Annotated in this window: 1 protein-coding gene; it reads right to left on the bottom strand. The window is 63.9% G+C overall.

The window, feature by feature from the left end; genetic code table 11:
* Window positions 1-59 precede the first annotated feature (59 nt).
* Window positions 60-374: EamA family transporter (locus tag EN846_RS33845; RefSeq protein ID WP_145971984.1), on the bottom strand; the 315-nt coding region annotated here is incomplete at its 5' end.

Here is a 374-nt window from a genome sequence, read left to right as displayed (position 1 = left end):
CCGCGCCAAACTCCCTGACCAGCCAGTGCGCCTCCTGCCTGGCGCGGCGTTCGTCTTCGTCAACGACCATTTTGTACATCGTCCCTGGTCTCCATACCTTCGATGCCGACCGCAAGACAGCTGCCAATGACGAGAACGGCGCCGGCAACCGCCGTCATCGACAGGCTTTCGCCGGACAGAGTCAGCAGAAATGTGGAAGCGATCGGCGTCAGATAGGCGACGACCGCTATCCGGCCGCCGTGATCGAGCTTTGCCGCGCGCGACCAGAAATAGTAGCCGAGCCCCATCGGGCCGGCGCCAAGATAGAGCCCGAGTAGAAGGTGCGCGCCGGTCGGGCGCACGACGCCATCATGCAGGCACCAGGCAAAGGTGAG

Source organism: Mesorhizobium sp. M4B.F.Ca.ET.203.01.1.1, from assembly GCF_004791025.1.
In the GTDB taxonomy this organism is placed as follows: Bacteria; Pseudomonadota; Alphaproteobacteria; order Rhizobiales; family Rhizobiaceae; genus Mesorhizobium; species Mesorhizobium abyssinicae.
Note: the sequence above shows the minus strand (reverse complement) of the source record. Positions and strands in the feature narration are given on the sequence as shown.